Here is a 12,454-nt window from a genome sequence, read left to right as displayed (position 1 = left end):
GACATCATCGTCTACGCAGACCCCTAACCGAACGGCATTGCGCCTAGCCGGAAACGAGCAATCGCGGCCATCGAGCCGATGACCGCGATTGCGACGAATATCCGTGGTGGGGCAGGCAGGACTTGAACCCGCGACCAAGGGATTATGAGTCCCCTGCTCTAACCAGCTGAGCTACTGCCCCGAGCGGAGAACATCTTCTCACACCTCCTGGTGGGGCGGTCTCCACGGGTTTCCGGATTGCGGCCCGAATGCCTCCGGCGCTTGCCCATTCGGTTCGGACGGGCCGTTCCCCCGCCCGAGGGAGCCAGGCGGCCCGGCGGGGGGAGGGACCGCGGCCGGGGCGCGGCGAGCATCGGGGTATGGACATCGAAATGAAATCCGCGCGGCGCGGCGCGGTCCGCGCGGCCCCCACCGCGGCGTTCCTGTGGGCGCTCACCGCCATCCCGGTCGGCCTCTGGCAGCTCCTGGACCCCGAGGCGGGACCGTTCGCCGACCCGCTGGTCGATCCGACGGTGCCGCTGCCGGAGGCGCTGCCCGGGTGGGTCGCTCCGGCGGCGTTGGCGGTCGCGGGGCTGGCCGGGCTGTTCCTGGCTCGGGCGAGGCCGCGGCTGTGGCCGGTCACGGCCGCGTTCGCGGTCGTCTTCGGGGGCCTGGTCCCCTCGACGTCGGTGATCGCACTGATCGGATACCTGGCCGCGTTCGTGCTGCCCGCGGCGCTGGTGACCGTCCCGGTCCTGCTGGCCCGCGGACGGGCGCTCAAGCTGGCCGTCGCCGCGGGCGTGGTCGGGGTCGTCGCCGCGCTGGCGGCGGCAGGGCCGCTCGCCCCGTCGGTGATAGGCGAGGTCCTGAGCGGTCTCGGTGCGGGAGTGGCGGACCTGGGACTGCGTCCGCTCGCGGAGCTGTGGTCGGCGGTCGGCGGGGCGTGCTGGGCGCTGCTGACCTGGAACCTGGTCAGCGACCGTCTCACCGGCGAGCGCGCACCGGCCTGGGCCGCGCCCGAGCGGGCCGCCCGCTGGGGCAGGACCGCCTCCTACGCGGCGTTCGCCTGCTCGCTGCCGTACGGCCTGACCCGGTTGACGTGGTTCACGCCGTGGCCGTTCCTGGTGCCCGCCGACGAGCTCGACGCCGAACCGGCCATGAGGCTGTGGGGCCTGCTGCTGGGCTTCGCGTGCCTGGGCGGCGGGATCCTGTGCCTGGGGATGACCCAGCGGTGGGGCGAGCGCTGGCCGTACTGGGTCCCCGTCCTGCGGGGCCGCCCGGTGCCGCCGGCGGTCGCCATCGCCCCGGCCGCGGCGATGGCCTACGTGTTCACCATCGCGTCGGTCCCGTTCGTCCTGCTGGGAATCCGGGCCGGGCAGGCCGAGCTGCTGCCGGTCTTCCCGTTCTACGTCTGGGGTCCGGCCCTGGGCGCGGCCACGCTCGCGTACGCCCTGCGCCGGGGCGTGCTCACCGGCCCCCGGAGCGCTCCCGATCGCCCTTGACGCCGGTTCTCGCCGGACCTAATGTCAGTAGCCGCAATCGATTCCAGCAACCCGCAAGAACCACATAGAGAAAGCATGAACATGCTTGACATTCTGGTCGTCGGCGGTGTCGGCGTCGACACGATCGTCCGCGTCCCCCGGATCGCCATCGGCGAAGGCGACAATCTCGGCGTCGAACCGATACTGGACTACGTCGCCCACACCGGCAACGGCGTCGCCCTCGGCAGCCTCCACCTGGGACTGTCGACCCGCTTCGTCGACTACATCGGCGACGACGCCCAAGGCGAGCTGATCCGCCACCGCTACGAGCGGGAGGGCCTGGACTTCCAGCACCTGGTCTCCCCGCGCGGGACGCCCCGCTCGGTGAACCTGGTCGACACCGAGGGCCGGCGCTACTCCTTCTACGACGGCCGCCACTCCCGGGACCTGCGCATCCCCCGCGACTTCTACCTGCCGCACCTCGAAGCGGCCCGGCACGTCCACATGTCGATCACCAACATCAACCGCGACATGTTCGACGACCTGGAGCGCCTGGGCCTGCCGGTGTCGACCGACCTGCACGCCTGGGACGGGGAAGCCGAGCACCACAGGGAGTACGCGCAGCGGTCCGACCTGGTGTTCCTGTCGGCGGCCAAGCTCGCCGGGCGGCACGAGAAGGCGATGCGCTGGATCCTCGACAACGGCCGCGCCGAACTGGTCGTGGCCACCGACGGCGAGCGCGGCGGCTACGTCCTCGAACGAGGCGGCGAGGTCGAGGCGTACCCGGCGCTCGACCCGGTCGCCGAACTGTCGGCGGCCGTCCCCGAGTGGGCGACGTGGCGGCCGGTCGACTCCAACGGCGCCGGGGACGCCTTCGCCTCGGGCTTCCTGTGGGCCCGCCGAGAGGGCCGCGGCCCAGCCGAGGCGGTCGACGCCGGGCGCATCGCGGGCGCGTTCGCCTGCCGGAGGGCCGGCACGCACTCCGAGTTCATCTCCGCGGAGCTGCTGAGCGAATCGCTTGCGGCGCTACCCTAGTCGCGCTGCTCGGTCATGGCCTTGGCGCGGGCCATGACCTCGTCGAACGGGGACGGCTCGGCCGGGGCGGGCGGGTTCGGCTCGTGCCGGTCGGGCTGGGTGACCAGCATCAGCGCCGTGCCGACCAGCGAGGCGACGACCGGGGCGCCCAGAGCGATCTCGGGGACCGGCCACAGGCCGCCGACCGCGCCGGTGACGATCATGTAGGCGGCCCAGACCGCGACCGACCAGGCGCAAGCGAAGGTGATCAGGTCGCGGCGGCGGCGCAGCCCGGGCCGGACCAGCCAGTTGAGGAAGTCGGTCCAGGCTCCGGCGGCCAGGAACAGCCAGATGAAGGCGCCGTTGGCGAAGCCCTCGTTGGCCCCGGCCATCAGCGCCGGATAGGCGAAGGCGACGGTGAAGAACCCGATCGGGATGGCGAAGCGGCCGGTGACCAGCAGGACGACCGCCATGACGAACACGGTGGTGAACACGATGCCCGCCACCGGGAACGAGGCGAAGTCGGCCGGGCCGTGGAGGGCGCCGGCGACCTCGTCGGGGAGGTTGGCGAAGGCGACCAGGTAGCTGAGGAAGAGCACCAGTGCGCCCACGGCGTATCCGAGCGAGAGCGCGGGCGCGGCGAAGCGCACGTGCGGGCGGACGGGTTCGGGCTCGACCTCCAGGACGCTGCGCCGCCAGGCCGAGAGCCACGGCGACAGCACCATCAGGATGCCGCCGACAGCCAGACCCAGGTGGGAGGGGCTGAACAGGACGTCGAGGGTCTCCTCGACCCCGAGCAGTTCGTGCCAGAGCATGTCGGCCAGGCCGGAGAAGATGAACAGGGGGACGCCGATCACGGCCGCCCCGTATCCGTGGGGGATGGCCGATAGGCCGGTGCGGCCGTCGCTGCGGTGGGCGCGGATCGCCAGATAGGCGATCCAGACGGCGGTGGCGAGGAACCCGGAGTAGAACGCCAGGTGCCACCAGGTGAAGAAGCCTTCGACCCAATGCCGGGCATGGGCGTTGACGTCCAGCAGCAGTCCGCCGAAGAACCAGGCGGAGAGGGCCGCGGTGATGAGGTCGTCGCTCCAGGAGGCGAAGCGGCGTGGCTGTCCGGAGTCACGCAGGAGATGCATCTTGTACTCCAGGAATCGGTCCAGGGGGGTGATGGCCATGCCCACATCATGGCCTACCTGGACCACCGGCGCAATCGGGGTGCCTATCGCCGCAGCGTCAGCACCCGCGTGACGGTTCCGTCCTCGTTCGGATCGTCGCGGACGTGCTCGAATCCGAGCTTGGTCATGATCGCCAGTGACACGGTGTTCTCCGCGGCGACGGTGGCGTGCACTTCGGACAGGTCCAGGTCCTCGAAGCCGTAGGCCACGATCCGTTTCGCCAGTTCGGTGCCGAGGCCGCGGCCCCACGCCGAGTGGGCCAGCGCGTAGATCAGCTCGTGGCCCCCGGAGACCTCGGTCGGCTTGATCTCGGCGTGCCCGACCAGCACGCCGTTCTCACGGACCGCCCACACGTCGAACGCGCCCTTGTCGTAGACGTTGGGGAAGACCCGCCAGAACAGGGCCCGGTTCGCCTCTTCGGGCTCGGGCCCGTCGCCCATGTACCTGGAGACGCGCGTGTCGCCGAAGAGCGCGACGAAGTCCTCCTCGTCCTCGGGCACATAGGGTTCGAGCACGAGGCGTTCACTGCGCAGCGTCGGTGTCACAAGCAGCGATCCTGGCACGGGCCGCTCCGGCCGGCAAATGATTTCCGGATCTAGACGAAAGAGACCAGGAACATCGTCGGCCACAGCTTGCCGGTGATGTAGAAGGTTCCTTCGTCCTCGGCGGCGGCGATGCCGTTGAGGACGTCGGCTCCGGCGGCCTCGTCCTCGGGGAGCAGGCCCGACACGTCGACGACCGCGCCGACCTCGCCGGTGCCCGGGTCGATGCGGACGATCTGGTCGGTCTGCCACACGTTGGCCCACACCTGGCCGTCGACGCATTCGAGCTCGTTGATCTGCTGCAGCGGCTCGCCGTCGAGCTCGACCTCGACCGTGCCCTGCGGCTCGAACGTCTCCGGGTCCCTGAAGGTCAGCGTCGAGGAGCCGTCGCTCATGATCAGGCGCTCGCCGTCATGGCAGATACCCCAGCCCTCGCCCTCGTACTCGACGGTCTCGACCACGTCGAGGCTGTCGAGGTCGCGCCGGTAGGCCACGCCCTCCTGCCAGGTGATCTGCCAGATCGCGTCGTCGGTGAGGGTCAGCCCCTCGGCGAACTCGTCGCCGGGAAGGTCCTGGGAGTCGATCACCTCGCCGGTGCCGGGGTCGGTGAGGCGGAGGTCGGACTCGCCGTAGAGGCCGGTCGACTCGTACATGACGCCGTCGCGCAGCTCCAGGCCCTGCGTGAACGCCTCGGGGTCGTGCGGGAACTCCTCGATCACCTCGACCGAGAGCTGTTCGGTCCCTTCGGGCTCGGGCAGCGTCGTGGACTCGTCGGCCCCGGCGCTGCCGTCGCCGCAGCCGGCGAGCGCGAGCAGGCCCGCCGCGGCCAGCGCGGCACGTTTCTGATCGAACACTGAACTCAGCTCCAGGAAGTCTCAGGTGTTGCTCCGTACCGTACTGGGTATGACATAAGAGGACAAGACCTGCTATCCGGGGGTAAGGAAGGTCGTGACCCGGTGGCGGGCGGGCCGGTTCAGGGGGCTTTCACCGGTCTCGCCGACGCCACCGGGTCACGGTCGCAGAGACGGTGACCTCGATCGGGTCGGGCAGCCCGTCCACGGCCTCGGCCAGCGCCGACGCGTCGAGGTGCCGGGCGCTGGGCCCCATCGCGACCAGCCTGAGCACGTCGGGCCGGCGCAGCGAGACCGGGTAGCGAAGCTCGTCGGTCCGCTCGGCGCTGAACGCGTCGCCGAGCTGGTCGGCGGTCCGCCGGGGTTTCTCGGGGTCGACGCTCAGCATCTCGAGCGCGCCGACCAGTTCGCGCAGGTGGTCCGTCCGGGGGGTCAGGACCACCAGCACTCCATCGCGATGGAGGACGCGCGCGATCTCGTCGGCGCCTCGCGGAGCGAAGACGTTGAGGACCGCGGCGGCGGCGCCGTCGCGAACCGGAAGCCGGTTCCAGGCGTCGGCCAGTACCGCGGCGAGCCGCTCCTGAGTTCCGGCGGCTCGCCGCGGTCCGCGCCGGGCCGCGCGCCGCAGCGCGTACTTCGAGGTGTCCAGGCCGATGCCGTCCCGCTCGCCCTCGGCTTCGAGGACGCGGGCGAGGTAGTGGCCGGTGCCGCAGCCGGGCTCGACCACCACTCCGGGGACGTCGGTGGAGGCCGCGGCGGCCACCGCGTCCATCAGCGGGTCGTAGAACCCGGCGTTCAGGAACTCCTCGCGGGCCGCCACCTGGTCGGCCGTGTCCCCGGTCGTGGCATTCGAACCCGGCGCCAGCAGCGGGGCGTACCCCTGCTTGGCCAGGTCGAAGGAGTGGCCTGCCGGGCAGTGAAGCCGACGTCCGGTCTGGTCGAGGCCCTGCGCGCAGTTCGGGCAGGCCAGCGCCCGCAGCGCCGGGAGGGTCACCGCGCCGCCTCGGGGTCGAGCAGGAGCACGAAGTTGCGGTAGGCATCGACCAGGTCGACCGCCTCGGGCTCGTGGAGCCACTGCAACTGGAGGCCGTCCATGATCGCGACCAGGAGCGGCGCGGCCTGCGCCGGGGTCAGCCCGGAGGGGAGTCGCTCGCCCCACTCGCGGCGCAGCACCGACTCCATGCCTCTCCGGGTGCGGCGGTACCGGTCGTGAAAGTACTCGCGGGCGGGGTGGTCCTCGGTGACCGACTCGCCGAGCAGGGCCGAGAAGGTGCGGATGAGCTCGGGCCGGGCGGCGTTGGCTTCGACGACCGCTTCGAGGTTGAGCATGGTCCACTCGTCCTCGACCGCCTCGGGGCGACCGCCGGTGTCCCATTCGTCGCGCTGGCGGAGCACGGCTACGAGCAGCTCGTCCTTGGTCGGGAAGTAGTGGAGCAGGCCCTGCTGGGTCAGGCCGGCCTTCTCGGCGACGGCGGCGAGACTGGAGCCGCGGAAACCGCGTTCGGCGATGACTTCCATTGCGCCGCGGAGGATCTCCTCGCGGCGGGCCCGACCTCGGGCCCCGTGGCGGGGTCCGCCGTTCGGTTTCGGTGCGCTCGGCATGCATGTGCTCTCTGCTGGTGACGGCTTCCTGCGACCAGCTTAGTTAATCACATTTCAATATCATTCCCTACCGAACAACAAGTAGAGCTGCCAGACTCATGGCAGCGAACGACCCCGATGAAGTGGAGAAGGAACACCGATGAGCACCGCATGGAACCTCCCGGCCGACCGACCCGAATACGCCGACGCAGTCGAAACCGCACTCGCCCGGATGGACCTCGACACCAAAGCCGAACTCGTCGCCGGCCGCGACATGTGGCGCACCATCGCCGTCGAAGCCGCCGGCCTGCGCTCCATGACCGTCTCCGACGGACCCATCGGCGTCCGCGGCCGCTTCTGGACCGCCGCCGACGCCTCCCTCGCGCTCCCCAGCCCCACCGCCCAAGCCGCCTCCTGGGACCCCGACTTCGTCCGCCGCATCGGCCACCTCCTCGCCGCCGAGGCCCGCCGCAAAGACGTCGACGTCCTCCTCGCCCCCACCATCAACCTCCACCGCTCCCCCCTCGGCGGCAGACACTTCGAGGCGTTCAGCGAAGACCCCCTCCTCACCGGCCGCATCGCTCGCGCCTACGTCGCCGGCGTACAAGAAGGCGGCGTCGCCACCACCATGAAGCACTACATCGCCAACGACGCCGAAACCGACCGCTTCACCGTCGACAACCTCCTCGACGACCGCACCCTCCGCGAGCTCTACCTCCGGCCCTTCGAAATGATCACCGAAGCCGCCCGCCCCTGGGGCGTCATGACCGCCTACAACTCCGTGGGGGGCACCACCATGACCGCCCACCGCGAACTCATGAGCCTCCTGCGCGACGAACTCGGCTTCGACGGCTTCAACGTCTCCGACTGGGGCGCCGCCCGCCACACCGTCGAAGACATCGAAGCCGGACTCGACCTCGCCATGCCCGGCCCCTACACCGTCTACGGCCCCCGACTGGCCGCGGCCGTCCGCGAAGGCCGCGCCGACGAAGCCGACCTCGACGCCGCCGTCCGCCGCCTCCTCAAACTCGCCGCCCGCGTCGGCGCCCTCCAAGACACCGCACCCGCCGTCACCGAACCGGCCACCGCACCGGAGGACACCACGGCCTTCCTCCGCGAGATCGCCACCCGATCCTTCGTCCTGGCCAAGAACGAACCCGCCACCGCGGGCACCCCCGCACTGCCCCTCGACGGCACCGGAAGCCTCGCGCTCATCGGCCCGGCCGCGGCCGAAGCCCGAATCCTCGGCGGCGGCTCGGCCACCGTCTTCCCCGACCACGTCGTCTCCCCGCTCGACGGACTCCGCGCCGCCCTCGGCGACCGCGTCGCCTACGCCCGAGGCGTCGACCTGTTCGAGCAGATCCTGCCCGCCCGCCACGGCTTCGACCTCACCGTCAGACCGGTCGCCGCCGACGGCACCGAGACCAGCGCCGAACCCCTCGCCGGCGGCGACGTCAAATGGATGGGCTACGTCCCCGGCGGCATGGAGCCCCAGGACCTCCACCACGCCGTCCTCGAAGGCACCTACACCGTCCCCACGAGCGGACCGCACACCTTCGGCACCAGAGGCCGCGGCCACCACACGCTCACCATCGACGGCCAGATCGTCTTCGAAGGCGACCAGTCCCTCACCGAAGACGACCCCTTCGAAGCGTTCTTCGGCCCCGGCGTCGAACGCGCCACCGTCGACCTCGAGGCCGGGCAGACCGTCCCCGTGCGCCTCGAGTTCGTCCCGCACGCGTTCCCGCCCGGCTTCCCGCCCTCGGTCCTGTTCGGCCTCATGCACACCGAACCGCGCCCCGACGAGGACGAACTACTCGCCGAGGCCGTCCGGACCGCCCGCGAAGCAGACACCGCGGTGGTCGTCGTCTCCACCACAGACCTGACCGAATCCGAAGGCTTCGACCGTCAGAACCTGCGCCTGCCCGGCCGCCAGGACGAACTGGTCGAGGCCGTCGCCGAGGCCAACCCCAACACGATCGTCGTCGTCAACGCCGGCTCCCCGGTCGAGATGCCCTGGGCCGACCGCGTCGCCGCGATCCTGCTCACCTGGTTCCCCGGCCAGGAAGGCGGCGGCGCGCTCGCCGACGTGCTGCTCGGCGCCGAACCGGGCGGGCGCCTGCCCACCACCTGGCCGAAGACCCTGGCCGACGCGCCGGTCGCGAACCTGGTCCCCGACGCCGACGGCAAGCTGCGCTACGAAGAGGGCGTCTTCATCGGCTACCGGGCCTGGGAGAAGCGGGGCGAGGTCGAGCCGGCCTACTGGTTCGGGCACGGGCTGTCATACACCGAATGGGCCTACGAGGACCTGGCCGTGCAGGGCCGGACGGCGACGGTGCGGGTGCGCAACACCGGCGGCCGGACCGGCCGCGAGGTCGTGCAGGTCTACCTGGCCCCCGAGCCCGGCACCGAGGTCCCCGGCGGCATCGAGGCCCACCGCCTGGCGGGGTTCGCGGCGGTCGAGGCGGCGCCGGGCGAGGCGGTCGAGGTCGAGATCGAGCTGGAGGAGCGCTCGTTCCAGTTCTGGGACGCGGCGTCCTCGGCCTGGAAGACCGTGCCGGGCACCTGGACGGTCCAGGCCGGCCGCTCGGTCGGCGACCTGCGCCTGAGCGCGACCGTGAAGTAGGGCAACGCAAAGGAGCGGGCGGGGCGCTCGGCCCCGCCCGCTCGATCTCGCTCGTACGGGTCAGAAACCCGGCGAGTCCTCGCGCAATTCGCGATCACCGCGGGCGGGCGTGGTGACCCCGGCCGAGTCCCAAGGCTCCGCCTTGGGGTCCACTTCGCCGTTCGAACCGAAGCCCTTGACGATGTCGCCGAACTTGGTGTCCTTTATCCGGTCCTGGGCGGCGGTGGCGGCCTTGCCGGCCTGCTCCCTGACGGAGGTCGCGACCTGCTGGACCCGGTCGTTGCCGGTGACCTGCCGGGTCCACCCGGCTATCTGCTCGTAGCGCTCCCGACCGGCCTTGGCTCCCAGCAAGTAGCCGATCCCCAGACCGGCTACGAAATACCATTTCCGCATGGTTTGTCCCCCTCCGGCGCTGCGGCCGTGACTGCGTTCGCCTATAGCGGCCATTCTGCCCCATGCGAGGGTGCCCCGATAGCCCATGAAGGAAACAGAACGGGTGATCGGAGGTCACAAAACACCCGAAACCTCCTCACCAGGAGGATGCACGCCACACCTACCCCTGTGGCGGAGACCCGGGACGGTCCTGTAGTCTCGTATCCGGTCCGAGCGGTTCAGACCCGCCCAGATCCCTTCCCCGATAGCTCAATTGGCAGAGCACTCGACTGTTAATCGAGTGGTTGATGGTTCGAGTCCATCTCGGGGAGCCACACTCGAAAGCCGCTGTCCCACAAGGGAACAGCGGCTTTCTTTATGCCCGGCGAGCAAACGACCCCGCGGAGGCGGGGAACACAACTCGCAAAGCACTCGGCTGCTAACCGGAGGCGGATCACCCCCACCTAAGTGGGGAACATCTCGCCAGGCGTCTCTCAGGCTACGGCTCATCTTCCCGATTCCGGCGGATTTCACACCGCGACACGCCGATTGCCAGTGCTAGAACCGCTCAACCGTGCTAGAGATGCCCTATGGGTGATGAGAAGTTCAAACTGCGCTCGATTCCGATCGGGACCGGCGCCACCGGGACACGCACCGAGCGCGACTCCATGGGCCCGATCGAGGTGCCCGCCGAGCATTACTGGGGGGCGCAGACGCAGCGCTCGCTCATCCACTTCTCGATCGGCGAGGACCTCATGCCGACCGAGGTCCACCGCGCGTACGGCCAGCTCAAGAAGGCCGCGGCGCTGGTGAACGCCGAGGACGGCAGGCTCGATCCGGTGCTCGCCTCGGCGATCGCCGCCGCCGCCGACGAGGTGGCCTCCGGCGAACTCGACACCGAGTTCCCGCTCCACCTCTGGCAGACCGGCTCGGGAACCCAGTCGAACATGAACGTCAACGAGGTGATCGCCAACCGCGCGAACCAGTTCCTGGGAGGCGAGCTGGGGACCAGGAGCCCGGTCCACCCGAACGACCACGTCAACATGGCGCAGTCCTCGAACGACAGCTTCCCCACCGTGATGCACGTGGCCACGCTCGTGGCCGTCGGGGAGCGCACGCTGCCGCGGCTCGACGCGCTCGCCGAGGCGGTCCGCGCCAAGGCCGAGGAGTGGGTGGAGGTGGTCAAGATCGGCCGCACCCACCTCCAGGACGCCACGCCCCTGACCGTCGGCCAGGAGTGGTCCGGCTGGGCCGCGCAGCTCCGCGACGCGCACGCCCGTCTCGAGCGGTCGCTGGAGGCGATCCACGGGATCGCGGCGGGCGGGACGGCGGTCGGCACCGGGATCAACGCGCCCGAGGGCTTCGCCGGGGCCGTCGCGGCCAGGCTCGCGGAGCTGACCGGGCTGCCGCTCAAGACCGCGCCGAACAAGTTCGCGGCGCAGGCGTCGATGGACGGCATCGTCGAGGTCAGCGCCGCCCTCCGGGGTGTGGCGGTGGCGCTGATGAAGGTCGCCGAGGACATGCGTTGGCTGGCCACGGGTCCGCGCGCCGGGTTGCGCGAGCTTCGGCTCCCGGCGAACGAGCCGGGCTCGTCGATCATGCCCGGCAAGGTCAACCCGACCCAGCAGGAGGCGGTGATCATGGTCTGCACGCAGGTGATCGGCAACGACTCGATCGTGGCGGCGGCCGGTTCACAGGGACACTTCGAGCTGAACACGATGCGGCCGGTCGCGATCGGCAACGTGCTCCACTCGGCGCGGATCCTCGCCGACGCGTGCGAGAACCTCAGGGTCCACAGCGTCGAGGGCACCGAGCTCGACCGCGAGACCATCGCCGGGTATGTCGAGCGCTCGCTGGTCCTGGTGACCGCACTGGCCCCGCACGTCGGCTACGACAAGGCCGCCGCGATAGCCCACAAGGCCGACGAGGAGGGCTCGACTTTGCGTGAGGCAGCTCTGGCTCTCGGGGTGGACGAGGCCGAGTACGACCGGGTCATGGACCCGACGACCATGATCGGCAACCCGCGCCGCGACCTGGGCCTGGACTGACGGCGATGCGGGGCCTTCTCGGGGCCCGCACTCCGATTCGCAGTCGCCGTGTCCGGCCGCCGGGCCGAGGGGGCCCGGGTACAGGCGGTCGACGACGGTGAGCGGCAGGGGCGGCCCGGGGTGGTGTGCCGAGCCGCGGGCGCGAGGAGGGGCCGGGTTCGACCGGGCGGCGACGAGGGGTGGAGTGGGGCTGGACTGCGATTGTGGCTTCGGGATCGGTGTTCGGCGGGCTGGACATGCCGGAGGGCCCGATGCCCTTGCCGGGCCTCGGGCTGCGCTCCTTATGTGGTGCGCTCCCCCAGCGGTCGCCCGCTGGGGCCGGGTAAGAAGGGGATGGGTTCGAGGGCGGAGCCTCGCTCCCCCAGGATCATCGGGGGCGGACTGGTCGGTGCGGGTGACCGGTCGGGTGCTGCTCCGGGGAGGTCCGTCGATACCCGATTATGTTGGGCTGCTTGGCGGTTCAAGAGTGCGCCGCTCGACTCGGTCGCTTCGGACTCGGCTTCGATGTCGGGAGCGGCCTGGGCGCCGGATGTGGTGGGTCCGGCTCGGCATCGCTCGCGGGCGGCCTTGATCGCGGCAGCGGCGGTCTCCATCGCATACCAGCCGGAGAAGTCCGAGAGCCGGTCCTGGTACTTCTTGGACCATTCGGTGGGGAACAGGCCGGTGGGGGTCTCCTCGTCGGACAGATCCCAGTCGGTGTCGCGGGTGCCGTCGGACCGATGCTCGATGACCGCCCGCCCGGGCCCGGTCTTGGTCACGACCCACTCGCCGGTGTGAATGCGCCC

At 70.7% G+C, this 12,454-nt stretch carries 11 protein-coding genes and 2 tRNA genes; 5 read left to right on the top strand and 8 right to left on the bottom strand.

Annotation, left to right across the window (positions count from 1 at the left end; translation table 11 throughout):
* Positions 1–104: 104 nt before the first annotated feature.
* Positions 105–181: transfer RNA gene (locus tag JFB92_RS24500), tRNA-Ile, on the bottom strand.
* 178 nt (positions 182–359) lie between these two features.
* Between JFB92_RS24500 and JFB92_RS24495 the strand changes: the two genes are divergently transcribed.
* The gene (locus tag JFB92_RS24495; protein ID WP_199044523.1) at positions 360–1,481 is read left to right on the top strand and encodes a hypothetical protein; all 1,122 of its coding nucleotides are present in this window, start codon (positions 360–362) and stop codon (positions 1,479–1,481) included.
* Positions 1,482–1,556: 75 nt separating this feature from the next.
* On the top strand, positions 1,557–2,495 hold the full coding sequence (locus JFB92_RS24490) for a carbohydrate kinase family protein (RefSeq protein ID WP_233163776.1): 939 nt from the start codon (positions 1,557–1,559) through the stop codon (positions 2,493–2,495).
* Here the strand turns inward: JFB92_RS24490 and JFB92_RS24485 are convergent.
* From JFB92_RS24485 to JFB92_RS24465, 5 genes are all read right to left on the bottom strand, one after another.
* On the bottom strand, positions 2,492–3,649 hold the full coding sequence (locus tag JFB92_RS24485; protein WP_199044521.1) for a hypothetical protein: 1,158 nt from the start codon (positions 3,647–3,649) through the stop codon (positions 2,492–2,494). The two genes, JFB92_RS24490 and JFB92_RS24485, sit on opposite strands and share 4 nt — an antisense overlap.
* 44 nt (positions 3,650–3,693) lie before the next feature.
* Entirely contained in the window at positions 3,694–4,194 is a 501-nt protein-coding gene (locus JFB92_RS24480) for a GNAT family N-acetyltransferase (RefSeq protein WP_199044519.1), read from the bottom strand.
* A 50-nt stretch (positions 4,195–4,244) separates the two neighbouring features.
* Positions 4,245–5,045 (bottom strand): glutaminyl-peptide cyclotransferase, encoded by an 801-nt coding sequence (locus JFB92_RS24475; protein ID WP_199044518.1) that lies wholly within the window; start codon positions 5,043–5,045, stop codon positions 4,245–4,247.
* A gap of 130 nt (positions 5,046–5,175) precedes the next feature.
* The gene (locus tag JFB92_RS24470; RefSeq protein ID WP_199044517.1) at positions 5,176–6,036 is read right to left on the bottom strand and encodes a putative RNA methyltransferase; all 861 of its coding nucleotides are present in this window, start codon (positions 6,034–6,036) and stop codon (positions 5,176–5,178) included.
* The gene (locus JFB92_RS24465) at positions 6,033–6,644 is read right to left on the bottom strand and encodes a TetR/AcrR family transcriptional regulator (RefSeq protein WP_199044516.1); all 612 of its coding nucleotides are present in this window, start codon (positions 6,642–6,644) and stop codon (positions 6,033–6,035) included. Before JFB92_RS24465 ends, JFB92_RS24470 begins: the two co-directional genes overlap by 4 nt.
* 139 nt (positions 6,645–6,783) lie before the next feature.
* Between JFB92_RS24465 and JFB92_RS24460 the strand changes: the two genes are divergently transcribed.
* Entirely contained in the window at positions 6,784–9,249 is a 2,466-nt protein-coding gene (locus JFB92_RS24460; RefSeq protein ID WP_199044515.1) for a beta-glucosidase, read from the top strand.
* Between the two features lie 60 nt (positions 9,250–9,309).
* Here the strand turns inward: JFB92_RS24460 and JFB92_RS24455 are convergent, their stop codons facing one another.
* On the bottom strand, positions 9,310–9,642 hold the full coding sequence (locus JFB92_RS24455; RefSeq protein ID WP_199044514.1) for a YtxH domain-containing protein: 333 nt from the start codon (positions 9,640–9,642) through the stop codon (positions 9,310–9,312).
* A 238-nt stretch (positions 9,643–9,880) separates the two neighbouring features.
* On the opposite strand from JFB92_RS24455, the gene JFB92_RS24450 reads away from it, so the two are divergent.
* Both JFB92_RS24450 and JFB92_RS24445 read left to right on the top strand, forming a co-directional pair.
* Positions 9,881–9,956, top strand: a tRNA-Asn gene (locus tag JFB92_RS24450).
* Between the two features lie 255 nt (positions 9,957–10,211).
* The gene (locus tag JFB92_RS24445) at positions 10,212–11,669 is read left to right on the top strand and encodes a class II fumarate hydratase (RefSeq protein WP_199044513.1); all 1,458 of its coding nucleotides are present in this window, start codon (positions 10,212–10,214) and stop codon (positions 11,667–11,669) included.
* A 281-nt stretch (positions 11,670–11,950) separates the two neighbouring features.
* Here the strand turns inward: JFB92_RS24445 and JFB92_RS24440 are convergent.
* Positions 11,951–12,454 (bottom strand): hypothetical protein (locus JFB92_RS24440; RefSeq protein WP_233163775.1); only part of this gene is annotated, 504 nt, incomplete at its 5' end.

It is taken from the genome of Glycomyces salinus (assembly GCF_016428645.1).
Taxonomy (GTDB): Bacteria; Actinomycetota; Actinomycetes; order Mycobacteriales; family Micromonosporaceae; genus Glycomyces; species Glycomyces salinus.
The sequence above is the reverse complement of the archived record's forward strand: the minus strand, read 5'-3'. Positions and strand labels throughout refer to the sequence as shown.

What these genes read in the sequence shown, in the direction of transcription:
- JFB92_RS24495 (WP_199044523.1), top strand. Translation starts at nt 360, where the DNA reads ATGGACATCGAAATGAAATCCGCGCGGCGCGGCGCGGTCCGCGCGGCC.
- JFB92_RS24490 (WP_233163776.1), top strand. Translation starts at nt 1,557, where the DNA reads ATGAACATGCTTGACATTCTGGTCGTCGGCGGTGTCGGCGTCGACACG.
- JFB92_RS24485 (WP_199044521.1), bottom strand. Translation starts at nt 3,649, where the DNA reads ATGGCCATCACCCCCCTGGACCGATTCCTGGAGTACAAGATGCATCTC.
- JFB92_RS24465 (WP_199044516.1), bottom strand. Translation starts at nt 6,644, where the DNA reads ATGCCGAGCGCACCGAAACCGAACGGCGGACCCCGCCACGGGGCCCGA.
- JFB92_RS24460 (WP_199044515.1), top strand. Translation starts at nt 6,784, where the DNA reads ATGAGCACCGCATGGAACCTCCCGGCCGACCGACCCGAATACGCCGAC.
- JFB92_RS24455 (WP_199044514.1), bottom strand. Translation starts at nt 9,642, where the DNA reads ATGCGGAAATGGTATTTCGTAGCCGGTCTGGGGATCGGCTACTTGCTG.
- JFB92_RS24445 (WP_199044513.1), top strand. Translation starts at nt 10,212, where the DNA reads ATGGGTGATGAGAAGTTCAAACTGCGCTCGATTCCGATCGGGACCGGC.